Source organism: Corynebacterium incognita (assembly GCF_014217255.1).
Lineage (GTDB): Bacteria > Actinomycetota > Actinomycetes > Mycobacteriales > Mycobacteriaceae > Corynebacterium > Corynebacterium incognitum.
The window spans coordinates 1,171,010-1,193,463 of sequence record NZ_CP059404.1 but is presented as its reverse complement, the minus strand read 5'-3'; the positions used below and the strand labels follow the sequence as shown (position 1 = coordinate 1,193,463).

The following is a 22,454-nucleotide window of genomic DNA, read 5'->3' as shown; positions in this document are numbered from 1 at the left end:
ACGGCATTATTGGTATGAATTCAGCGCTGGCGCTGGTCGCAGTGGGGGAGTGCTGCCTAACTCACACTCACTCCGGACGAGGCGGGGGCACCGGAGCGCCCTTGGGGGGAAGCACCTTCGGGTAGCTGCCCGAGGTGCGTACTGGATCCTTGGGCGCGTTCCCGGTGGCATCGGCAGGTACGGTGCTTGCATTCGTTGCCTCGCGCCATGGGGTCGGATCCCAGTTGGTGGCAACCAGCTTGGTCTGCGAGAACCAACCGAGAGCAAGTACTGCGAGGCCGACGAGGGCGATCAGCACGAGGCCCACGGCGCCGTCGGCACGCGATGCCCAACCGATGAGCATGCCGAACCAGCCGAAGTCCGCATCACCGAAGGTGGTGTTGGCCTCACCGAAGGAACCCAGCACGCCCAGTAGGAACGCGGGAAGGAACGTGATGAGGAGACCATTGGCGAGGCCACCAAAGATGGCGCCGCGGCGACCGCCCGTGGCGTTGCCGTACACGCCTGCCGCGCCGCCGGTGAAGAAGTGGGGAACGAGGCCCGGGAGGATGAGGGCTACGCCAAACGCCGGGTTGAGCCACGAGCTGAGGATAGCCAGGCCGATAAGGCCGCCGGTGAACGACGTAATAAAGCCAATGAGCACGGCGTTTTGGGCGTAGGGGAAGACGATAGGGGCGTCGAGTGCGGGGATAGCGCCGGGAACAACCTTCGCCGCGATGCCTTGGAAAGCCGGGACGAGCTCACCCAAAATGGTGCGGACGCCGAACAAGATGACTGCCACTGCTACGCCGAATTGCAGGCCTTGGGTGAAGGACTGCATGAGGTAGTTGCCAACGTTGGTGGCCCCACCTTCGAAAGCCTTGAAGGCCTCTTCCGTGCCAGCACGAGCAATAAAGAGCAGCGCCAAAACGATGTACATCAACGCCATGGACAGTGCGGTGGCAACCATGGAATCGCGGAGGAACCGCAGGCCCTCCGGAAGCTTGAGCTCCTCGGTGGAGGGCGACTGCTTTGGCCCCTTGCCACCGACGAGCTTGCCGACGGCGCCTGCCGCAACGTAGCCCGCGGTGCCGAAGTGGCCGATGGCGATAGAGTCATCGCCGGTGACGCGCCGGGTCCACGGGTGGGCGATGGCGGGCAGCGAGACCATGAGGATGCCCAAAAGGACCGCGCCGAGCCCGATGACGACCCACGGGGAGTAGCCTGCAGGCGCCATGACCATCGTGAGCATGGTGGCCATGAAGAGAACATGGTGGCCGGTCAAAAAGACGTAGCTCATCGGGGTAAACCGAGCCAGGACCAGCGACACGACGAAGCCGAGGATCATGATCCAGGCCACCTGAGAACCGAACTGTTCCTGGGCGATACCCACGATGGCCTCGTTGGTGGGCACCACACCCTGCGCGCCGGTGGCGCCTTGAATCATCGTGCCGAGTGGTTCCAGCGAGGCGACGACGAGGTTGGCGCCGGCGCCGATGAGGAGGAATCCGAGCGTCGCCTTGATAGCGCCACCCAGCACCTTGCCGGTTCCGCGTTTCATGGCGGCCAGGCCCACGGCGGTGATGATGCCGATGAGGAATGCCGGAACGGAAAGAATCTCGTTGACGAGGAAGTTTGCGATTGAAATGAGAATGTCCATGACTGTTCCTTAGACGTCGTAGAGCTCGCGCAGGGCGGCATCGACTTCGATGTGAGACGTGAAATCTTTGATGACATAAACTGGAACGCCAACGTCACCTAGCGTGGCAGCAATCTCTCCGGAGGTGAGGAGGAAATCAGCTTCCTTTGCTCGGCCTTTGGCGGAGATAGTGTCTGTTGCTTCGACGTTGATGAGCGGGCCCCAGCCCCACTCGTCCAAGACCTGTTCCAGGGTGTTCTTGAGGAATAAGGAAGTGCCGAGGCCATTGCCGCAGACGGTGAGTACCTTTCCTTTGGATTCCACGGAGTCGGCAGCGGTGTCATGGTGCGCGTCTACGCTTGCGGTGGCGGCGGTAGACGCAACGGACTTCTTGCGTGCTTGCTCTTCGAGCAGATCGCGGAGTTCATCTTCTGAAGTCACCGAATCAAGACGCTGCCGAATCGCGGGTTTGCCCAAGAGTCGGGCGAGTTCCTTCATGGCAGCCAAGTGCGTGGAAGCGTCTTCGGCAGCCAGGGCGACGACGAGCGTGACCGGATCATTGGAGTCGTGCCCGAACTCGACTGGGGAGTCCACGCGGAGCCAGGACATGGCGGTGCGATGAACCGCTTCCGATGGGCGGGCATGTGCAAAAGCGAAGCCGGGCGCGACGACGATATAAGGTCCGTTTTCTTTGACTGACTGGATCATCGCAGTGGTGTAGTCGCTGGAAATTGCGCCAGATCGTTCGAGCAGGTTTCCAGCAGTAGAAATAGCTTCCTCCCACGTCGCCGCGGAGCCGTGCAATTCAACGGCTCCTTGGGCGAGCAGGTCATTCAAGGTGGACATAGGCGGTCCTTCCTAGTGGTAGGGGCCGGTGCTTGTTATTACCGGGTTGTTACTAATGGTATTACCACTGTGGAGCCCAATGTCAAAGCAGGTCAGTTAATTAAGTGTGGGCTAGGGCCTGAGTGTAGAGCGGAGTGATTCAAAGTCTTTCAAGTGCGAAAGCCCGTTTTCTCCAGTCCGATCGGCAGCTTCTTCACATAATGCCTCTACAAGCGCCATTGCTGGAACCAGGGTGTCTGAGGGCCCGTGGGCTGCGACTCTCGCTGAAAGGACTACATCAGCAAAGGTTGCGATAGGGGAAAGCCACCTATCAGTCACCAATACTACTTTTGCATTTCGGTCTTTTGCGAGCTTCGCACGCCGTTCTGTCGCCACATCGTAGCGCCGGAAATCAAAGGTAACCCACAAGGTTTTTGCCGAAATTCCATTAATCACCGCGGTAGCCGCGACATCGTTACTTGGCAGAGTGACCACTTGCGCCCGGAAAAGGGAGAGTTGCGCGGTGAGGTGATGAGCCAGGAGTTTAGAAAAGTCTCCGCCATCAGCGATAATGGGCATCTTTGAATTTGAAAGCCATTCGATGGTCTGGTGGACTTCGGACTTTCGCAGATGTTCGAATGTAGCTTTAATGCCTTCGATGTAGCTATCGAGTGATTGCCCGAGAATTGAGTCCTCGGTTCCTGGTGGCTCGACATCGTCAGTGTGGGAGTTCCCTAGCGTCGCAAGCGAGGCAGCAGAATTTTGCCTTTCCTGCAGTTCTTCTTTTATTTCCTGTTGGAATTCTCGAAAGCCGCCATATCCGAGGGCTTGCACGAAACGTACCGTTGTCGCTGAACTAACTCCGGCGGAATTGGAAAGATCATTGACACTTTCCAAAGCCGCAAAAGGGTAGTTTGTGAGCAGTGAACGTGCAACACGCTTTTCAGAGGAAGACAACCCTTCAAAGGCTTGATTAATCTTTTCTGTGACACTTGGCTTTTCGATCATGAAGGCTTTATCTCTATCCGTTTATTGCAGTGCCTCGGCAGCAGCCGCGTAGCCAGCGATAAAGCACTGCGCAGTTCTAAGAACAGCTTCCTCTGGGGGAAGGAACTTGGCATCGTGAAGCGAAGGAATATTACCCGTTTGTGTCCCTACAAAACACATCAGGCTGGGAACTAGGTCGCCGTAGTAAGAAAAGTCGTCAGCGCCCAGTGAACGCATCGGCTCGAACGTTGAGAGGCCGATTGCATGTGCAGTGTGCACGAAATGGTCTGCGAGATTGTCGTCGTTAATTAAGGCAGGCTCCCCGGGTGAATATTCGACATTGGCAGCACAACCAAAAGCTTTAGCCGTGGCGCGAGAGAAGTCCTCAACGGCCGATACTATAGCCTGATTGGTCTCCCTATTAGGCCCACGAACAGTAGCGAGAATAGTACCTTGTCCAGGCAGGACATTCGCGGCGCCGGAACCGACATTTATTGACCCGATGCTCACGAGGGCGGGAAGCATAGGATCAACCGTTCTACGAACAATCTCGGCGATAGCCGTAGCTATCTGTGCGGTGCAGACCGCGACGTCGTTTGCTTTGTGAGGGTAGGCCCCGTGCCCGCCTTGTCCTTGTACAGAAATCGATAATTCACCAGCGGCAGCATTGACGAACCCGCCACCTGAAGAAACAGAACCCAGCGGAACGGCGGGATGAACGTGCGCTCCTATTGCGCGTTTGACGCGGTAGGCGTCAAATACCCCAGATTCTTTTATATCTAGGGCCCCAGAGGGGTAAGTCTCTTCACGCGGTTGAAGGAAGGGAACAAGGGTATAAGGGAGCGCGAGCTTCTTCGCCGCACGCACCACCGCAGTAAGTGCAGCTAGATGTACGTCGTGACCGCAGGCATGCATCGCGCCATTGATGGACTTCCACGCCACAGGCGTTTCTTCCAAGACCGGAAGGGCGTCTAGTTCCGCACGCACTGCGATGGCGGGGCCGTCTGATGGCCCAAGCGCGGCAATCGCGCCCGTCCCCGCGACAGTCTCGAAGGTGAGCTCCATTGCTTCCGTGACAAGGTCGGTTGTTGTTTGCTCTTGTCCACTAAGACATGGTGACTGGTGGATAGTCTGTCGCAACAAGTTAGCGCGATCGAGCTCGGCGTGGAGATGAACATTCCATTGTTCAATGAGTGTACTGGTTTCAATCTTCATTCAATTCCGCCTAACAGGGATCAACCAATGGGAAGGAGTGGTTTTGGCTCAAAGGAGTAAACGCGCGCAGCATTGTGGGTGGCGATTAGATCGGCGACCCTTGTGCATTCTTCTAAGGGCCATCCTGAATGGACATGAAACTGACTTAGGGCTCTAGTCAAGCCTTCTCTAAAGAGGGCGGTGCCTAAGTAATACAGTTCGGGCAGGCCAAATGCATCGGTGCTGAAAAGGATTTTTCCGAATGGAGCCGTTTCGAGTGACTCAGCGATAATCGCGGCAGAGCGGGCACCGGTGTAGTTAATCGCAAGTCCCACGTCAAAATAGACATGGGGGAACACGTCAGCGAGATACCCCGCCTCTCGGTGGAACGGATAGCAGTGCAGAAGGGTGAATTGCGCCCCAGATCCAATTGTTTGACGTAAGAGCGTAGTCAGGTGGAGAGGATTGCAGCGAAGCAGATCCACGTCATCGTCACCGTAACCGATGTGGAACTGAATCACCTTCTGCCGGTCGATGGCGAACCATAAGAGATAACGAATCAAATCTGGTTCAGACAGGCGAAATTGGCCTTCGGTTTCCAAGAATCGATGTGTTGCGTTCTTTACATCCTCTACTCGTGGGCGAGAGGGATCAAAATCCAATCCGATGCGGTACGCCGCGATTGACTTGACGCCAAACGAGTCGTTGATGCGCGATTCAAGAGTCTCGTCCAGCTGGTTGATGTAGTAGTCAACCACTTCGTGGTCGATGGTCTGGCCAGGGGATTGGGTCCTGAGGCGTTCTGCGACTTCTTCTGCAGTTCGTTCTAGTCGCACAATTTCGATACATCGATTATCAGTAAGAACATTGAAATCCTGAAAACTGGTAATCATATCGCCTGCGTGGCCGGTGTCTACTCCGTAGGCAGATATCTTGCTCGCTTCTAAGAACTTGCGATTGACAGCTTCGCTACCGGCAGCTTTTCGCGCTTCAATGTATTCGTCCGGAGAACTAAACGGTGGCAATCCCAAAAGAGGCGAGCATTGAGCCCTGATGCTAAAACCAATCTGTGAATCGAATCTAGTGGTACCCGGAGTGGGTGGACTTGAAGATTCCGAGATCAATGCTTCAAAGTTGGTACGGTCTAATTCAAAATCAACAACGCCATGGCAGTGGTGATCGAACAACGGAAGCCCATTGATATGTTGCTCGAGGTCCTCCGATGGACGACTAAATGTGTTGTTGTCGGCAGCTTGATCAGTAGACATCTGCGTACACCTCGCACTGTTCGTCAAATGACTTGCCCGTGAGTTGGTCGATCTCATCCCGTTTAACTTTAAGGAACGTTTCTACCCACGCCTCGCTGAACCAAGATCGCACGGTCGGATTTTCTTCGAATAACTCTAGTGCCTTTTCCAGAGAGGAGGGGAGTTCCGGAAGATTCTTGTGAATCCCGTCAAGATCCAAATCCCCCTCTACAATTTGCACCGGATCCAGGTCTTCTTCGAGGCCTGCTAGACCTGCGCGAATGATACATCCCATCAGGATCCAAGGGTTGGCGCCGGCGTCTGCTCCACGGAATTCAAAGTGGACCTGTGGGGCTGGATCTTTGCCATTGATCTCATTGGTTGGGCAAATTCGAACCAGTGCTTCACGGTTTTGTAGGCCACAAAATGCTCGTGCGGTGGACCAATTGTCGGGCTTTAAACGTAAATAGCTGATAGTGAGCGGGGCAAAGATTGCCGTCAGCGCCGGAGCATACTTAATAACGCCTGCATTGAATTTCGCAGCAAAATCAGACACGCGTCCCGGACGTTCTGGGTCGAACGAAATCGCTTCACCGTTGCGGCCGTACAAACCGTAGTGCACATGAACACCAGAGCCACCTGTTTCTGCAGTCGCTACGGGGCTGAAGGTGACTTCGCTATCGAAGGCGCGATATACGTTCGTAGTGATGTCGCGGAGAAGAAGCGCACGGTCCGCTGCAGTAAGGGGATCGGAGGGCTTCATCGTTAACTCGTACTGGTGCTCGGCGTACTCCGGTAGCCAGCATTCTGGCTCAAGACCTGCATTTTCCAGAATTTGAAAAAGGGTACTGCTGATGGGTTCAGCAGTGATGAAATTGGAGAACGAAAATGGGTGCGGATGACGTGAGGCTGCGCGTTCGACGAACTCATGCTCGAATGAGGCAGTCATCGAGACATCGTGAGTTTCCTCGAGCTCTTTCAATGCGTTCTTCAGGAACGTGCGGCTACACGACTCCCAAGGGCTGCCATCGGTATTGACAATGTCGGTGAAGCAATAGTTGATATCAGATTGTCCGGGAATCCCGGAGATGGTGGTGAGAGAGGAGGCATCGGCTTTTAAACGGACATCGCCCGATGAGCCATAGGGGATTCCACCGACGATGTGGCCGAGAGGCCCAATGCCGAGGTTTGCCGGCACCCAGCCGACGCTGGAATCCGGTGTGAAGTCTTTATTGTGAATTGCACGGCCTTTAGTGCGTGCCGAGATATCACAGGTGGCAAGGAAGGTGAAGATGTTCTTCTGGTCGGCTGCGTCCGTATTTTTCATGGTTGACCTTTCTTTCGTTAATTTTTGAGAGAACTGTTTAGTCTGCATGGAACGACGCCATCTTTCTGCCGATACGCTTGGTGAGATTGGGCCTCGAAAGAACGATAACGAGGCCGAGTAAGCACCAACCGCCCGCAATCCATGGGAAGTAGGTGTATGGAGGTTCTTGCCCCACAATCTGGACGAAGAACACAAACACGAGGTAAATCAGCGAAATAATGGGGAAGATGACTTCGAATGTCGGGATGGTCGAAGTCCTGCTGCAGATGTACTTGATCGCACCCACTGAGGCCATGCCGTAGGCGATGACCATGCACAGGGTTCCGATGGTGGCATACCAGTAGTAGGCTTCAACGTTTGTTGCGCCGAATAAGCCGAGGACGACGGTCATCAGCACAGTGGCCGTATTCGTAAAAATAACCGCGTGAGTAGGGACTTGTGTGCGCGGATTCTGCGTTGCGAAAGAGTGAGGGCCAAAACCATCACGGGCGAGTGCGAAAAGCAGTCGCGATGTAGCGGTCGAAGAACTTAGGTAGGCGCCAAACGCGACAGCAAACGCAATTACTGACAAAAGAATTGAGTACCAACTGCCGACGTACATGGATGCCAATTCAGTGAGCGTGGAAGAAGCGTTAGCGAATTTTTCGATTCCTGCAGCATCTGTTCCGTAACCAAGGGTCTGGGCAAACATGATGAAGACGTAAACGGTGCCTCCAACGGTGATAGCCGCTAAGAGAGACCGAGGAATAACTTTCTTGGGTTCTTTAGTCTCTTCGCCAAGCGCAGAGCCAGATTCAAAGCCTGCCCAGGAGATGAATGCGAACACCGAGGCCGTCAAAATCCCATCCCACGTTGCTTCCCTTGGGGAGAACGCCGCCCAGTCAACGCCGGTAGTTACTGGGGCGTTGGGGCTGCCTACCTTGCTGATGATTATTACCGCCAGTATCAGCATGACCAGGATTCCAACGAGGCCAATTATCAAAGTAATTCGGGCGGCAACTTGCGAATTGCGGAGGTTTAGGAAGAGGCCGCTTAGACCCACAAGTATGGGAACTGCGATCCAGAGTTTCCCGGGAGGCGTTGCTCCCAATTCGAGTGCCATCGCTTCAAAAAAGACTGAGCAAGCGCCGAGGATGCACGCAGTCAAAAAGGTGTAGGTACCTAGCAATGCGAAACCGCCGAAGAAGCCTGCTTTAGGGCCCAGCGTAATTCCGGACAGCGCGTATACGCTGCCTGCATGCGTGAATTCGCGTAGAAGTCGGATGAATGCGTATCCAACGAAAAGTGTGCCAATGAACGCAACAAAGAATGTCAGCGGCACAGCTTTGCCGACTAATCCTGCTACGCCAATTCCATTTAAGGACATGGCCATGACTGGCCCCATGAAGCCGACCGAGATCGCTGTTACTTCCCAGCTGTTTAGTTTCCTAGCTTGAACCGGGGGCGAGTTTGTTCGAGACTCAGCGTCATGAGTTTTTGAGTTCTCCATTGAAAATCCTCAAGAGTGCGGTTTGTACGAAGTGTTACAAAAAATAAAAATTGTTCCGGAATGTACGCCACTGTACGTGATGCACGTCTCTTTGTCACGGTTTTGAGACTCAAAACGAAAAGATTGAATCGCTGGAAGGTCGATTCGGGTTAGTTCCAAGAGCCTCGGAGGATGGCTAAGTGAAAGAATCCGTCGATTTTTAGCATTAGGCACGTGCTGAAGGGCGTCTCATTGAAAGAATTGCGGGATTTTTACATTTGATGGCCCTTGGTTGCCTGTGTTTGGCAAACCATTGCGGGACCAGTGGTGGCCGGGTATGCCTTAGTTATGGACACAAACACGTCGGGTTCCGGTGGGGACCTGCTCAAAGACGCGCTGTGGCGCTTGGATGTGGCGGAGCGTGCGTTGAAGGACGCGCGGCAAAGCTTGGACCGCCTCGCTGATTCGCGGGCGGGCGCCGCTGCCGCCCCGCAGGTGGTGCCGCCCCGTCCGGAGACGGCGCCAGCGTCCCAGCCGATCCCCGCGTACTCGCAGCGACAGCAGGAGCAGCCGCTGCCGTACGCGTCGCAGGTGCAGGTGAAACAGAGCTCGCCGAAGGATCGGGAGTCCCTGCTGATCCGCGCGGTGGCGATCGGTGGCACGCTCATCACACTGGCGGGCGTGGCGTTCCTGGTGGCCGTGGCCATTCAAGCCGGCCTGCTTGGCCCGGTGGGGCGCGTGGTGCTCGCGTACGCCGTGGCGATTGCGATGGGCGCGGCAGCCTGGCGCTTCCGGAGCAGCGCGCCGCCGGCCGCGGTGACGGCGCTGCTGGCCACGTCGCTGTACACCGGCTTGGCCACCACGTTCCTTACCGTCACGTGGTTGGGGTGGCTCCCAGGGTGGCTGGGCGCGGTCATCATGACGGTGATCTACGGCAGCCTGGGCTATTACGGTCAACGCTTCGCCGTGGGCTTCGGGGCGAGCGTGTCGACGCCCGCGTGGCTCGCCGTCGGCGCTGCTGTTGCGGCGTTCTTCTACCCGATGGCGCTGCACAATGACCTTGGCGCGCTGCTGATTGTGCTGTTGCCGCTGACGATGACGGGGCTGTCGGTTTGGCACCGTCAGGTATCGCTCCGCCTGGTCACTGCGGTGGCGTGGGTGTTCGCCATGCTGGGCGTGAGCATGGGCGGCGGCGCGGCGCGCGTTCCGGACATCGCGCTGATGGCGTTGTGTCTGGGCGTGGCCATTGGGCTGGTCACGATCACGGTGTTTGCGCCGGCGACGAAGGCAACGGCGGGGGAGCGGGGCGTCGACAAGCCCGCCGCTGTGGACAGCGACCCCGCGCTGTTGATGGGCGGGATTGTGGCCCCGGCGCTGCTCATCTGGTTGGCGGAGTACAACATCACCGACTCCATGGAGCGGTGGTTCGTGGTCCTGACCCTGGGCGTGATGACGGCGCTGGCCTGGGAAGGGCCGCGCGTCATGCGCCGGGTGGGACTGGCGGCATTGCCGGTCTACTTTGGTGTGTCGTTTCAGGTGATCTTCTGGGATGCTACGGGCGACGGCACGGAGTTCGTGACGGATTCGCCGCTGACTCTGCTGCTGCTTCCGGTGGTGTTCTTCGCCGCCTTCGCGTTGCTGCTGCGCTGGCTGGATACGGACTGGCTGGCGGCGGCGTGGATGTTCGGCACGGTGTTGGTGTGTTACCCGCTGTTCGTGGGCACCGTCTTCGAACCAGGTGTGCTGCAGATGGTGGAGACCGCTGGCATGGCGGTCATCGTGGGTGCGTTCCTGGCGGTGGCTTATGCGCGCCGGGCGGAGTTTACGGCGACGTGGTCACAGCCCATGTACGCGGTGGCCGTGGTCTTCGCGCTGGTGCTGTCCATGATGGCGGTGGTCGGCGTGTGTGGTTATGTGGGTAGTTTGATCGGCGCCGCGGATGGCCGCGAGGCCGCCTACCGCGCGGCGCACGCGCTGGTGTCTATCGCGTGGATGGTGCTGGCCGCGCGTCTGCTGTTGCGTCGCGACGGCCAGTGGTCCACCCTCGGCGGGATCCTCGCGGTGGTGGCGGTGGCTAAGCTCATCTTCTTCGACATGGCCGCCATCGCCGGCCTGTTCCGCGCCGTCGCCTTCCTGGTCAGCGGCATCGTGCTGCTGGTGATCGCGGTTAAGCGCGCGCAGGTGGGGGCAGGCGACGAACGCGGCGGGCAGGGCTAGATTGTTCTCCTGTACTGCGTTGACATGGAGTTTCTCTACGACTGCTTGGCCGCGTAGGTGGTGTCCACCTTCTCCACGAGGGTGAGCACATCGTAGGTGGCCACCATGACGTCGTCCTGGTTGAACAGGGCTGCGTCCCAGCGCACCTCGCCGTACTCGTCGGTCACGCGCGGGGTGATCTGCTTGGCCGTGAGCTCGATGCGGATGGAGTCATCGTAGGTGACAGGCTCCACAAACCGCAGGTTCTCCAGGCCGTAGTTGGCCAGCACCGGACCCGGCGCCGGCTCCACGAACAGACCCGCCGCCCAGGAGACCAGCAGGTAGCCGTGGGCCACCCGGCGCGGGAAGAACGGGTTGGCCATCGCGGCTTCCTCGTTGGTGTGCGCGTAGAAGGTATCGCCGGTGGTCTCCGCGAAGTCGAGGATCTCCTGCAGGGTCACCTTGCGCAGGTCGGAGGCGAACTGATCGCCGATCGTGAGCGTGGCCAAGTCCTTGCGGAACGGGTGCACGCCGGTCCCGGCGTCCACGTCGGCCCGGGTGACCTTATTAACCGCCGCGCCGCGGTGCCATTGGCCGGTCACCGCGGTGAGGTGATCCGGGGTGCCCTGCACGGCGGTGCGCTGCATGAAGTGCTTGATGCCGCGCACGCCGCCGAGTTCCTCGCCGCCGCCCGCGCGACCCGGGCCGCCGTGGATGAGGTGCGGCAGGGGAGAGCCATGGCCTGTCGACATCCTGGCGTCGTCGCGGTCGAGGAAGTGCAGGCGGCCGTGGTGCGCCGCGATGCCGCGGCCGATGGTGGCGGCGATGTCGGCGTCGTGAGTGATCACCGAGGCGACGAGCGAACCGGCGCCGAGCGCGGCCAACTCCACGGCCTCCTCAGTGGTGTCGTAGCCGATGACGGAGACCACCGGGCCGAAGGCCTCCACCGAGTGCACTTCCGGGGTCCGGTTGTCATCGAAGGTGAGGATGGTGGGCGTGAAGAAAGCGCCGTCGAGTCCTTCCGGGGCGTCCTGGCCACCGTAGACCACCTGCCCGCCGGCGTTTGCTAGGGCGGCGACGGCAGACGCGACGTCGTCACGCTGCTCGGCGGACACCAACGGGCCCATCGTGGCGTGTGCGTCGCGCGGATCGCCGAGCACGACCTTGTCCTCTAGGCGCTGGGTGAGGGCCTCAACGAAGGGCTGGACCAGGTCATGGGGCACGATGGCGCGGCGGATGGCCGTACACTTCTGGCCCGCCTTCGCGGTCATCTCCCCGAATACGGCCTTGACATAGGCGGCGAACTCCGGGGTGTCGGCGGTGGCGTCGGCGCCCAAAATAGCAGCGTTGAGCGAGTCCGCCTCAGCAGTAAAGGTCACGCCGCCCTCGATGACGTTGGGGTGCGCGCGCAGGGAATGCGCAGTGGCCGCAGAACCGGTAAAAGCCACGTGGTCGCGGTAATCCAGGTGGTCCAGCAGGTCGCGCGCCGAACCGGAGATGAGCTGGATGGAGCCCTCCGGCAGCACGCCGGATTCCACCATGAGGCGCACACACTCGGCGGTGACGTAGCCGGTCGGTGTGGCGGGCTTGACCAAGGTGGGAACGCCCGCGATGAACGCCGGGGCGAATTTTTCCAGCATGCCCCAGACAGGGAAGTTGAAGGCGTTGATCTGCACCGCGATGCCCGGGATGGAGGTGTAAATGTGGCGGCCGATGAACGAGCCGTCCTTGGAGAAGTTTTCCGGCTCGCCGTCGGTAACCACGTGGGCGTTCGGCATTTCACGGCGGCCCTTGGAGGAGAAGGTAAACAGCGTGGAGATGCCGCCGTCGATGTCCGGGAAGTTGTCCCGCTTGTTCGCGCCTGTCTTGTGCGCGAGCTCCTTCAGGACGTCGGCATGCTCCTGCAGGTAAAGCGCCAGCTCCTTAATCTTCAGCGCGCGCTCGTGGATGGTGAGCTCCTGCAGGCCTTGGCGTCCGGTGGTGCGGGCGTAATCGATGGCCGTGGCGACGTCCAGGCCCTCGGCGCTCACACGCGCGACGAGTTCGCCTGTCGACGGATCGTGGACCTCTTTGACCCGCTGCGGGTCCTGCGGGGTAACCCACTGGCCTTGGAGGAAGGAGGGGACGATGGTGGAAGTGGTCATGGGAGCGTTCCTTTCGGTCTAAGATTGCGGGCTATGTGGGAGATTAAGCTTGGACAATTGGACGAGAAGATGGGCGTGGAAGTGGTGGAGCAGTCCGCCGAAAAGGTGGTGGCCACCATGCCTATTGAGGGAAACCGCCAGTCGCTGGGCCTGCTGCACGGCGGGGCCATGGTGGCGCTCGCGGAGACCGTGGGCAGCTGGGCCGCGGTGATTCACGCCTCCACGATGGGCAAGGTAGCGGTGGGCGTGGACATTAACGCCACTCATCACGCCTCCGGCATGGAGGGCACGGTCACCGCCACCGCCACCGCGATTCGCCTGGGGCGCACGCTGTGCAGCCACGAGGTGGTCATCACTGACGATTCCGGGAAGCGGCTGTGCACCGCGCGGATCACCAACGCTGTGGTGGAACCGCGCAGCTAACGCAGCTTTCGGCTTAGTTCTCTGTGTAGTTATAAAAACCCTTGCCGGACTTGCGTCCGAGCTCGCCGCGGGCGACCATGTCGCGCATGAGTTGTGGCGGGGCGAAGCGCTCGCCCAGGGTGGACTCGAGGTATTCCGTGATGCCGAGGCGCACGTCGAGGCCGACGATGTCCGTGAGCTCCAGCGGACCGATGGGGAATTTGTAGCCCAGTACCATGGCGTTGTCGATGTCGCGCGGGCTGGCAACGCCTTCTTCGACCATGCGGATGGCCTCCAGCGCGATGGCCACGCCCAGGCGCGAGGACGCGAAGCCGGGGGCGTCCTTGACCACCACGGCGGTCTTGCCCAGGCCGTCGACCCAGCCGCGCGCGGTGTCCACCAGGGTCTCCGGGGTGGACTCGGCCACGACGACCTCCACGAGCTTGGAGGCCGGCACCGGGTTGAAGAAGTGCAGGCCGATGACGTCGTTGTCCACGACGTTCGCCAGCTCCGTCACCGACAGCGAGGAGGTGTTGGTGGCAATGACGGCCTCCGGGGCGGCGGCCGCGATGTCTTGGAATGCCTTGGTTTTGAGCTCCATGGACTCCGGCACGGCCTCCACCACCAGGGCGTGACCGGCGAAGTCGGCGGCGTTGGTGGAGACGTTGAGGCGCTGCATCCACGACTCCACGGTGCCTTCCGCGCCGCGGTCGATGGAACCCTTGACCGCCTTTTCTACGCGCTGGGTGGCGGCGGCCGCGGCGTCGTCGTTGATGTCCACCACGGTCACGGAGGCGCCGGCCTGCAGGAAGGCGTGCGCGATGCCGGCGCCCATCCGGCCGCCGCCGAGCACGCCCACCTGGGTGGGGATTGCTGATGAAGTAGTCACGATGAGTTACGGTCCTTCCCTAGTTGCTATTTCTTCTTCTTGGCCAAAAACGCCTGCATGCGGTCAAACTTGGCTGGGGATTCGAACAGCACCGCCTGGGCGATGTTGTCCACCGCCGGGTGTGCGGAATCCGGCATGGTCAGCAGCTGCTTGCTCAGGCGCACTGCCAGCGGATCGAGCGCGGCGATGCGTCCGGCGAGGTCCCGCGCGGCGTCGAGAAGCTCGTCTGGCTCCGCCAGCTCGTTGACCAGCTGCGCGGCATGTGCCTCCGCGCCGCTGAGGATGCGCCCGGCCATGAGGATCTCGCGCGCCAGCGGCAGGCCCACGCATTCCTTGAGCCGCCACAGCGCGCCCGCGCCGGCGATGATGCCGAGGTTGGCCTCCGGCTGGCCGAACTTCGCGTTTGGCGTGGCCACCCGGAAATCCGCGGCCAGTGCCAATTCCAGGCCGCCGCCCAGGGCAAAGCCGTCCACGGCCGCGATGACCGGGGCGGGCAGCTGCGCCAACCGTTGGAAGATGCCGGAGTTGATGCCGCGCAGCGCGTCCTCGCGGCGCCGCTCGCGCAGCTGGGCGATGTCCGCGCCGGAAGCGAAGATGCCGCGCGGGCCCTTGGAGGTCTCCGCCACGCAGCCGGTGATGATGAGGATGCGGGGCTCGCGCTCCAGCTGGGCGCACAGTTCGTGCAGCTCGGCGACCATGTACTCGTCAATGGCGTTGCGCACCTCAGGGCGGTTGAGCGTGGCGACGACCGCCTGCTCCTCACCCTCGCCCAGGGTGACGGTAGTGACGTCGATAGCCATCTACTTCACCCTCTCCAGCGCAATCGCGGTGCCCTGGCCGACGCCGACGCACATCGTGGCGATGCCCTTGGTGGCGTCCGCCTCTTCCAGGCGGGACAGCAGAGTGATGGTGATGCGGGCGCCGGAGGAACCCAGCGGGTGGCCCAGCGCGATGGCGCCGCCCCAGGCGTTGGTCTTGTCCTCGTCCAAGCCGAGCTCGCGGATGCACGCCAGCGACTGGGAGGCAAACGCCTCGTTGAGCTCGATGGCGTCGACCTCGTCCAGGGACCAGCCGGTGCGCTCGAGCAGCTTCTTCGTGGCCGGAACCGGACCGGTGCCCATGATCTCCGGCGGCACGCCCGCGGCGGTGTTGCCTGCCACGCGGGCGCGGGCGGTGAGCCCGTATTTCTCGATGGCTGCCTCGGAGGCGATGATGACGGCAGAGGCGCCGTCGTTGAGCGAGGAGGCGTTGCCGGCGGTGGTGACTTGGCCCAGCGACGTCACCGGGCGCAGCGTGGCCAGCTTGTCGGCGTTGGTGTCCGGGCGCGGGCCCTCGTCGGTGTCCACGACGGTGACGTTGCCCTTGCGGTCGGTGATTTCCACCGGGACGATCTCGGAGGCGAACTTGCCTGCGGCGATGGCGTCCAGCGCGCGGGTGTGCGAGCGCAGCGCGAACGCGTCCGCGTCCTCGCGGGAGATAGTGAAGGTCTTGGCCACCTCTTCGGCGGTCTCCGGCATGGAGTAGGTGAACTTGCCGTCGTTGCGGTCCTTGAACTTCTCGTTGACAAAGCGCCAGCCGATGGCGGTATCGAAGACCGCGCCCGGCTTGGCGTAGCCCTTCTCGGGCTTTTCCATGACCCAGGGGGCGCGCGACATGGACTCCACGCCGCCGGCGACCACGATGTCGGCCTGGCCGGACTCCACCAGGGCCGTGGCCAGGGCAATCGAGGACATGCCGGAAGCACATAGACGGTTGATTGCCATGCCCGGCACGGTGTCCGGGAAGCCGGCGAGCAGCCAGGCCATGCGGGCGACGTTGCGGTTTTCCTCGCCCGCGCCGTTGGCGTTGCCGAAGATGACTTCGTCCACGGCCGCCGGGTCGACGCCCGCGCGCTCCACGGCGGCCTTAATGGTCAGCGCCGCGAGGTCATCCGGGCGCATGGACGCCAGCGCGCCGCCGTAGCGGCCCACCGGGGTGCGGGCGGTGGAAACGATGAAAGCTGAGGTAGTCATTGTGTGGTTCTCCTTTTATTTGCCCTGGAAGACTGGCGGGCGCTTCTCGTTGAAGGCGGCGAAGCCCTCGAGGTAATCGGCCGACGAGCACAGCTCGCCCTGGGCGACGTTTTCCTTGTCCACGGACTCCCACAGGCCGGCCTTGTCATCGCGGATCTGGTGCACGAGTGCGCGGGAGGCGAGGAAGGCGCGGGTAGCGCCCTGGGCTGCGGCCAGAGCCTTGGCGCGGGTAAAGCCTTGGAGTTCGCTCGCCGGGATGGCGCGGGAGAACAGTCCCGCGGCCACAGCCTCGGCGCCGGACATGAGCTCGCCGGTGACGATGAGGTCCATGGCGCGGTGCGCGCCGAGCCTCTCGACGAACAGGGCGTGCCCGCCGGAATCCAAGGTGGCGCCGAGGTTGGCAAAGGGGGAGCCGATCTTGGCGTCCTCGGCCACGTAGACGATGTCGGTGGCGATGGCCAGGCCCAGGCCGACGCCTAAGCACGCGCCCTGCACGGCGGCGAAGGTGGGTGCGGGGAACTGGCTCATGGACTTCAACACCGGGGTGACCTTGTTCGCTAGGTAGTCGGTGGCGTCGTCGTTACGCGGGTCGAGGCCCTTGATATTGCGGCCCGCGCTAAAACCCTTGCCCTCGCCGCGCAACAGCAGCGCGCGGACGTCGCCGGCTTCCGCCGCGCGGGCGGCCTCGGCGTAGGCGGCGGAGAGCTCCTGAAGGTCGGCTTCCGCGAGCGAATTCATGGCCTTCGGGTTGTTGAGCACGATCTCCGCGAGCTTGCTCTCGGCGTCGATATGCAGGTCAATCACTGTTTTACCTTTCTGCACCGGGTGCGGGGAGTGTTAAGCGTCGTAGTCCACAGACACGGAGTCGGTGAGTGGGCGGGCCTGGCAGGTCAGGATGTACCCCGCGGCGATCTCGTCGGGCTCGAGCGCGTAGTTTTCGTCCATCTCCACCTCGCCTTCGGTGACCTTGGCGCGGCAGGTACCGCACACGCCACCGGCACAGGCGAACGGGACGTCGGAACGCACGCGCAACGCCGCGTTGAGGATGGATTCGTTGGCGCTCGTCGGCGACTGGGCGGAGCCGGACAGGCCATCGAGTTGGAACTTGATCTCCACGTTGTCGCCCTCGGGATCCACATCCACGGGACGGCCGGTCTGGCCCTGGTTGCCGGAAGGCTTGCCGGTGGTAAACAGCTCGTAGCGGACGTTGTCGCGCTCCACCTCGCGGGCATCGAGCTCGTCGCGCACCAGCTGGACGAGCTCGAAGGGGCCGCAGAGGAACCACTCGTCCACCTTCTCCGTGCGGACCACGTTGTCCAGCAGCTTCTGTAGTTTCTCGGCGTCGATGCGGCCGGAGAACAGCGGGTTGACGCGCTGCTCGCGGGACAGCACGTGGTGCACCGCGAAGCGGGTGGGGTAGCGGTCCTTGAGGTCGCCGATCTCCTCGGCGAACATGACGTCGCCGCCACCCTTGTTGGCGAAGATGAGCTCGAAGGTGGTCTCCGGAGACGAGGACAGGACCGTCTGTGCGATAGCCATGATGGGGGTGATGCCGGAACCGGCGGCCACGGCCACCAGGTGCGGGTTGTCCAGCTTGTCCACTGCTTCCTTGATGGCCTCCGGATCGTTGAGCCCGGTCATATGAGTCTTGGAGGTGAATGCGCCCTGCGGGTTCATGACCTCCAGCTCCATGCCCGGCTGCAGGGTCTCGTTGGCCCAGGTGGAAAAAATACCGCCGCGGTCGCGCTTGATGGCTACCTTGACCTCACCCTTGACCGGCGCGTCGCAGATCGAATAGGAACGGCGGACTTCCTGGCCGTCAATCGTCGCGCGCAGCGCCACGTACTGGCCAGGGATGTAGTCGTAGTCATCGTGCAGCTCCGGCGGGACCGCGAAGCTGACCTCCACGGCGTCGTCGGTGAGCTTGCGCACCTGGGACACGGTCAACGTATTGAACGTCGCCTTCTTACGGGCCGGGGCTGGGGTAGTGGTGGGAGTAGTCATTTAGTGCACCTTGAAATAGTCGAAGGGTTCGTGGCAGTCGTCGCACGAATACAGCGCCTTGCAGGACGTGGAGCCGAACTGCGCGAGCTTAGTGGTATTCGCGGAATCGCAGCGGGGGCAGCGAATGGCCGGCGGCGGACCAAGGGTGAGCGGCACGGGGCCAGTAGCGGCGGCCTTGCCGGAGGGCGGGGCGATGCCGTACTCGCGGAGGTTCTTCTTGCCTTGCTCCGTGATCCAGTCGGTGGTCCAGGCCGGCTGCAGCACCAGCTCCACCTGGGCGTCGGCATAGCCCGCTGCGCGCAGCGCGGCCGTGACCTCGGTGGTGATGTGCTCCATGGCCGGGCAGCCGGAGTAGGTGGGCGTGATGGTGACAATCGCGGTATCGCCTTCGCGGCGGGCACCGCGCAGGATGCCCAGGTCGGCGATGGAAATTACTGGAATCTCCGGGTCCGGGACCGTGGCCGCCACGTCCCACACCGCGGCGTCAGCGGCGTCCGCGGGGCGCAGGGGGTTGTTCGGGTCCACAATCGGCTCGGCGGGGATGCCGTCATCCGGGATGGTCACCATCGTTGTCCTCCTTGTCTTACCAGGTCTTACCAGGTCGCGCCGGGGTGCTGGCGGGCTAGGGATTGCATCTCGGCCAGGATGTATCCACGGTGCTCAGAGAACTGGCCGGTGCGGCGCCCGGAGCGGGCGGACTTCGCGGCAGGAACCTCGAGCTCCGCTGTGGCGAGCACGGCCTGAACGTGCTCGTCGTACTGCGCGCGCAGACTGGACGGCAGCACCGCGATGTTCTGCTCAGCAAGCTCGGTGTGCACGTCCAAGTCCTCGAAGAGCTCGTCCACGTACGGCCACATGTAGTACAGCCCCGCCTCCAGGCGGCGCTTGGATTCCTCGGTGCCCAGGCCCAGGCGCAGGATCCACTGGTTCGCGTGGTCCACGTGGTACTGGACCTCCTTGAAGGCCTTGGCCGCAATCGCCGCCAAGGTCTCGTCCGCGGAGTCCATCAGGCGCTGGTACAGCAAGTACTGGTAGTGCGAGAACAGGAACTGGCGCGCGATGGTCTGGCCGAAGTCGCCGTTGTCCTGCTCCACCAGGCGCACGGAACGGAATTCCTCCTCGTTGCGGAAGTAGGCCAGGTCGTCTTCGGTCTTGTCCCACGCGGTGCCCGCGTAGGTGAGCAGAAAGCGCGCGTGGCCAATGAGATCGAGCGCGATGTTGCCCAATGCGATGTCCTCTTCCATCTCCGGGGCGCGGGAGATCCACCAGCCCAGGCGCTGGCCGAGGATTAACGCGTCGTCGCCAAGCATGATGGCGTACTGCGCCACGCCCTCAGAGGCCGGGGTGCCGGACTCTTTGACGCGCGCCGCGATGTCCTCGGCGGTGATGCCGTTGCCCTGGGACTGCTTAGTGGCCGAATCGGCCGCTGCGAAACCGCTCACAGGTGAGGCACCCCCTCGGACTTGGCGTAGTAGGTGGCGTGACGGTAGGCCTTGCCCTGCGGGGACTCGAAGAAGCCACCCTTGGAATCCGGATCGGAGGCCGCGATGGCCTCGGAAGGCACGACCCACACGGAGGTGCCTTCGTTGCGGCGGGTATACAGATCACGTGCGTTACGCAGCGCCATGGTGGCGTCGGGCGCGTGCAGGGAGCCGGCGTGGACGTGGGAGAGGCCGCGGGAGCCGCGGACGAAAACTTCCCACAGCGGCCACTGGTTACCGGTGGTGTTGGTGTCGGTCATGGCAGAAACCTTTCGTGCTTAGGCGGTGAGTGCGGAGTCGGTGCCGTGGTATTTCTCGGCGTAGGCGCGGGCGGCCTCGCGCACCCAGGCGCCGTCTTCGTGCGCTTGACGACGCCGTTGCATGCGTTGGGTATTGCAGGGGCCCTCGCCCTTGATGACGGCCTTGAATTCGTCCCAGTCCAGCTCGCCGAAGTCGTAGTGGCCGCGCTCTTCGTTCCACTTGAGGTCCGGGTCCTCGAACTGCAGGCCCAAAGCCTCGGCCTGGGGGACGGTCATGTCCACGAAGCGCTGGCGCAGCTCGTCGTTGGAGAAGCGCTTGATGTTCCAGGCCATGGATTGCTGCGAGTTCGGGGAGTCATCATCCGGCGGGCCGAACATCTGCAGCGCCGGGCCGTAGAAGCGGTTGATGGCCTCCTGAGCCATCTGCTTCTGCTCGGGCGTGCCGTGGGAGAGCTCGTAGAGGATCTCCCAGCCTTGGCGCTGGTGGAAGGATTCTTCCTTACAGATGCGCACCATGGCACGGCCGTACGGGGCGTAGGAGGCGCGGCACAGCGGGACCTGGTTGCAGATGGCGGCGCCGTCCACCAGCCAGCCGATGGCGCCGATGTCGGCCCACGTGCGGGCTGGGTAGTTGAAGATGGAGGAGTACTTGGCGGTGCCGTCGAGCAGCTGCTGCACGAGCTCGTCGCGCGGCGTGCCCAGGGTCTCGGCGGCGGAGTAGAGGTAGAGCCCGTGGCCGGCCTCGTCCTGCACCTTGGCCATGAGGATCGCCTTGCGCTTGAGCGACGGGGCGCGGGATATCCAGTTGGCCTCCGGCTGCATGCCGATGATTTCGGAGTGCGCGTGCTGGGAGACCTGCCGGGTCAGTGTCTTGCGGTAGGCGGCGGGCATCCAGTCGGTGGGTTCGATGCGTGAGTCGTCGGCGATGAGCTGGTTGAACAGCTTCTCGCCGGTCGCGTCGTCGGCGGCGGACGTACCCCCGACGGCTTGAAGGGAGCGGGTGGTGTCGGTGGAACTCATGAGGGTTCTCCTTTGAGTGCATAGCTGCACAATGGCGAAACAGCGAAACTTACTGAATGGTTGGTAAGTATATGAGGGATGTGTGACCTACGTCAAGCCTTCATGTGACCTAGGTCGCGCGCCGCGGCAGGACGCGGAAGGTCCCGCGGAACTCCGCGATGGCCTGGCCGTCACGCCGCAGGACTACGTCGACGATTCCGTTGCGTCCCCACGACTCGCGGAGGATGGCCTCGCCGGTCACCACGTCGCCCTCAAACGCGGGCGCGATGTAGTGGATGGAGTTGTAGGCTGCCACGGCGGGTTCGCCGGGGGAATTGCAGGCGTCGGCGAACAGTGAGTCGGCGAAGGTGTAGAGGAACCCGCCCTGCGCAGTGCCGTGGCCATTGCACATTTCGGGGCGAACCTCGAAGCTGCCGGTGCAGCGGCCGAGGCTCAGATGGTCGATGCGGGCGCCCAGCCATGCCGTGGCGCGATCGGCGGCGAACATGCCGCGGACGTGCTCGAACTCCGGGCCTTCGGCCACGCCGTCGGCCAGGATCGGGGACTCGTTGTGAGGGGTTGTCATGAACGGTTGCCCTTCAAGTCGTAACTAATCTTCGGTGGTGGCAACCGGATTCTTGGTCAAGCGGGTGTGGTGAATTGCGATGATACCGAAATTTTTTAACGGACGTTCGGGAAATGCTGCAAAAGTTTGGTTGAATGTGTGGCATGGATTCCATAACCCGTCCCCCGCAGGCTTCTTCCGTGCCCTCGTCCGCCCGCCCCGCGCAGCGCGGGCGTCCGGGGCATTCACGTGATGACGTGGTGCGCGCCGCGGTGAAGGAGTTCAACGTCCGCGGCTTCGAGGCTACGACCATGGGGCACGTGGCGGAAAGCCTCGGGGTGTCCAAACCGGCGCTCTACCACCACATCGAATCCAAGGAGGCGATTCTGGAGGAGTCCGTGGGGCGTGCGCTCGACGGTCTGGAGGCCGTGTGGGACCAGGCCAATGTCGGGGATTATCCGGCGGTAGAGCGCTTGCGCATGCTTATCGATGGTGCGGTGGAGGCGCTGTCGGTGGATCCGGAAGCGGTGGTCTTGCTGCTGCGCTTGCGGGGCAACAGTGAGGTGGAAAAGCGTGCGTTGGAGCGGCGTCGCCGAATCACCAGGGTGGTGATTGAGCTGGTGTCCCAGGCTCAGGAAGAGGGGGATATCCGGGATGATGTGGACGCCAGCGTCGTGGGGCGTCTGCTGTTTGGCCTGGTGAACTCGCTGGCCGAGTGGTTTCGAGTGGGTGGCCGCTTGGGTGCCGACGACATCGCACGCACTCTCAACCTCATGTTCTTTGAGGGCGTGCGCACGCAGCGGTAGGTGCTGTTAGCCGCGTTAAGCCCCGCTTAA

The 22,454-nt window shown here is 61.8% G+C and carries 21 protein-coding genes; 3 read left to right on the top strand and 18 right to left on the bottom strand.

Features of this window, described 5'->3' with window-relative positions; translation table 11 throughout:
- Positions 1 to 67: 67 nt before the first annotated feature.
- The 7 genes from ulaA to H0194_RS05455 form a co-directional block, all read right to left on the bottom strand.
- The gene (ulaA, locus tag H0194_RS05485) at positions 68 to 1,639 is read right to left on the bottom strand and encodes a PTS ascorbate transporter subunit IIC (protein WP_185174968.1); all 1,572 of its coding nucleotides are present in this window, start codon (positions 1,637 to 1,639) and stop codon (positions 68 to 70) included.
- 9 nt (positions 1,640 to 1,648) lie between these two features.
- Positions 1,649 to 2,464 carry a PTS sugar transporter subunit IIAB gene (locus tag H0194_RS05480; RefSeq protein WP_185174967.1) on the bottom strand — a complete coding sequence of 272 codons (816 nt, stop codon included), beginning with the start codon at positions 2,462 to 2,464 and terminating at the stop codon, positions 1,649 to 1,651.
- 111 nt (positions 2,465 to 2,575) lie between these two features.
- Positions 2,576 to 3,451, bottom strand: a complete 876-nt coding sequence (locus H0194_RS05475) for a MurR/RpiR family transcriptional regulator (RefSeq protein WP_185174966.1) — start codon at positions 3,449 to 3,451, stop codon at positions 2,576 to 2,578.
- A 21-nt stretch (positions 3,452 to 3,472) separates the two neighbouring features.
- Positions 3,473 to 4,645, bottom strand: a complete 1,173-nt coding sequence (locus H0194_RS05470) for a M20 metallopeptidase family protein (protein WP_185174965.1) — start codon at positions 4,643 to 4,645, stop codon at positions 3,473 to 3,475.
- 20 nt (positions 4,646 to 4,665) lie between these two features.
- On the bottom strand, positions 4,666 to 5,892 hold the full coding sequence (locus H0194_RS05465; protein ID WP_185174964.1) for an amidohydrolase family protein: 1,227 nt from the start codon (positions 5,890 to 5,892) through the stop codon (positions 4,666 to 4,668).
- On the bottom strand, positions 5,882 to 7,246 hold the full coding sequence (locus tag H0194_RS05460) for a type I glutamate--ammonia ligase (protein WP_246388789.1): 1,365 nt from the start codon (positions 7,244 to 7,246) through the stop codon (positions 5,882 to 5,884). Before H0194_RS05460 ends, H0194_RS05465 begins: the two co-directional genes overlap by 11 nt.
- Positions 7,236 to 8,687, bottom strand: a complete 1,452-nt coding sequence (locus H0194_RS05455) for an APC family permease (protein ID WP_185174963.1) — start codon at positions 8,685 to 8,687, stop codon at positions 7,236 to 7,238. Before H0194_RS05455 ends, H0194_RS05460 begins: the two co-directional genes overlap by 11 nt.
- 327 nt (positions 8,688 to 9,014) lie before the next feature.
- Here H0194_RS05455 and H0194_RS05450 point away from each other — a divergent pair, with 327 nt between their 5' ends.
- Positions 9,015 to 10,883 (top strand): DUF2339 domain-containing protein, encoded by a 1,869-nt coding sequence (locus tag H0194_RS05450; RefSeq protein WP_185174962.1) that lies wholly within the window; start codon positions 9,015 to 9,017, stop codon positions 10,881 to 10,883.
- 35 nt (positions 10,884 to 10,918) lie between these two features.
- Here H0194_RS05450 and paaZ read toward each other — a convergent pair whose 3' ends face one another.
- Complete coding sequence (paaZ, locus tag H0194_RS05445; RefSeq protein ID WP_185174961.1) at positions 10,919 to 13,006, bottom strand: phenylacetic acid degradation bifunctional protein PaaZ; 2,088 nt, start codon at positions 13,004 to 13,006, stop codon at positions 10,919 to 10,921.
- 33 nt (positions 13,007 to 13,039) lie between these two features.
- On the opposite strand from paaZ, the gene H0194_RS05440 reads away from it, so the two are divergent.
- Positions 13,040 to 13,429, top strand: a complete 390-nt coding sequence (locus tag H0194_RS05440; RefSeq protein WP_185174960.1) for a PaaI family thioesterase — start codon at positions 13,040 to 13,042, stop codon at positions 13,427 to 13,429.
- Positions 13,430 to 13,442: 13 nt separating this feature from the next.
- On the opposite strand, the gene H0194_RS05435 is transcribed toward H0194_RS05440, so the two are convergent.
- The 10 genes from H0194_RS05435 to H0194_RS05390 all read right to left on the bottom strand — a co-directional run bounded on the left by H0194_RS05435 (position 13,443) and on the right by H0194_RS05390 (position 21,639).
- Positions 13,443 to 14,297, bottom strand: coding sequence for a 3-hydroxyacyl-CoA dehydrogenase family protein (locus tag H0194_RS05435; protein ID WP_185174959.1), 855 nt, complete (start codon positions 14,295 to 14,297; stop codon positions 13,443 to 13,445).
- A gap of 26 nt (positions 14,298 to 14,323) precedes the next feature.
- A complete protein-coding gene (locus H0194_RS05430; RefSeq protein WP_185174958.1) occupies positions 14,324 to 15,097 on the bottom strand; it encodes an enoyl-CoA hydratase/isomerase family protein in 774 nt (257 codons plus the stop codon).
- The gene (locus H0194_RS05425; RefSeq protein WP_185174957.1) at positions 15,098 to 16,309 is read right to left on the bottom strand and encodes a thiolase family protein; all 1,212 of its coding nucleotides are present in this window, start codon (positions 16,307 to 16,309) and stop codon (positions 15,098 to 15,100) included.
- A gap of 15 nt (positions 16,310 to 16,324) precedes the next feature.
- Positions 16,325 to 17,113: an enoyl-CoA hydratase/isomerase family protein gene (locus H0194_RS05420; RefSeq protein WP_185174956.1), complete on the bottom strand. Its 789-nt coding sequence runs from the start codon at positions 17,111 to 17,113 to the stop codon at positions 16,325 to 16,327.
- Positions 17,114 to 17,146: 33 nt separating this feature from the next.
- Complete coding sequence (gene paaE, locus H0194_RS05415; RefSeq protein WP_185174955.1) at positions 17,147 to 18,313, bottom strand: 1,2-phenylacetyl-CoA epoxidase subunit PaaE; 1,167 nt, start codon at positions 18,311 to 18,313, stop codon at positions 17,147 to 17,149.
- Positions 18,314 to 18,880, bottom strand: coding sequence for a 1,2-phenylacetyl-CoA epoxidase subunit PaaD (paaD, locus tag H0194_RS05410; protein WP_185174954.1), 567 nt, complete (start codon positions 18,878 to 18,880; stop codon positions 18,314 to 18,316). It abuts the gene before it with no gap.
- Positions 18,881 to 18,906: 26 nt separating this feature from the next.
- Complete coding sequence (gene paaC / locus H0194_RS05405; RefSeq protein WP_185176771.1) at positions 18,907 to 19,755, bottom strand: 1,2-phenylacetyl-CoA epoxidase subunit PaaC; 849 nt, start codon at positions 19,753 to 19,755, stop codon at positions 18,907 to 18,909.
- Complete coding sequence (gene paaB / locus H0194_RS05400) at positions 19,752 to 20,054, bottom strand: 1,2-phenylacetyl-CoA epoxidase subunit PaaB (RefSeq protein ID WP_185176770.1); 303 nt, start codon at positions 20,052 to 20,054, stop codon at positions 19,752 to 19,754. The genes paaC and paaB overlap by 4 nt, the downstream gene beginning before the upstream one ends.
- Positions 20,055 to 20,072: 18 nt before the next feature.
- Entirely contained in the window at positions 20,073 to 21,074 is a 1,002-nt protein-coding gene (gene paaA / locus H0194_RS05395) for a 1,2-phenylacetyl-CoA epoxidase subunit PaaA (protein ID WP_185176769.1), read from the bottom strand.
- A 109-nt stretch (positions 21,075 to 21,183) separates the two neighbouring features.
- Entirely contained in the window at positions 21,184 to 21,639 is a 456-nt protein-coding gene (locus H0194_RS05390; RefSeq protein WP_185176768.1) for a hotdog fold thioesterase, read from the bottom strand.
- Positions 21,640 to 21,782: 143 nt separating this feature from the next.
- On the opposite strand from H0194_RS05390, the gene H0194_RS05385 reads away from it, so the two are divergent.
- Positions 21,783 to 22,424, top strand: a complete 642-nt coding sequence (locus H0194_RS05385) for a TetR/AcrR family transcriptional regulator (protein WP_185176767.1) — start codon at positions 21,783 to 21,785, stop codon at positions 22,422 to 22,424.
- Positions 22,425 to 22,454: the final 30 nt, after the last annotated feature.